Here is a 388-nt window from a genome sequence, read left to right on the forward strand (position 1 = left end):
ACCTCGTTCAATCCGTCGCCGGACTGGACCTACTGGGACACCACCAGCAAGCGCGCGTTTGCCACCCTGCAGCACGCCTTCAGCAACGGCTGGAAGTTCAGGATCGGCGCCACCCACGACCGCACCAACGCCGACGACAAGCTGTTCTATCCGTCCTACACCGCGTTCGACAAGGCCACCGGCACCGGCGTCACGCCGATGGCCGGCTTCTACAACACCGAGCGCAAGGTCGATGGCATCGATGGCTACATCGACGGCCCGTTCCAGCTGTTCGGCCGCGAGCACCAGTTCATGGCCGGCCTGAGCTACAACAAGCGCGAATTCGCCAACTACGGTGACTTCCAGATGGGTGGCCCCGGCACCGGCTGGAATCCCTTCAGCTCCTATC

The 388-nt window shown here is 63.4% G+C and carries 1 protein-coding gene; it reads left to right on the forward strand.

The window, feature by feature from the left end; genetic code table 11:
* Window positions 1-388 (forward strand): hypothetical protein (locus FJV41_RS56610; protein ID WP_220138083.1); only part of this gene is annotated, 388 nt, incomplete at both ends.

Origin of the sequence: Myxococcus llanfairpwllgwyngyllgogerychwyrndrobwllllantysiliogogogochensis, assembly GCF_006636215.1 — a bacterium.
Classification (GTDB): Bacteria; Myxococcota; Myxococcia; order Myxococcales; family Myxococcaceae; genus Myxococcus; species Myxococcus llanfairpwllgwyngyllgogerychwyrndrobwllllantysiliogogogochensis.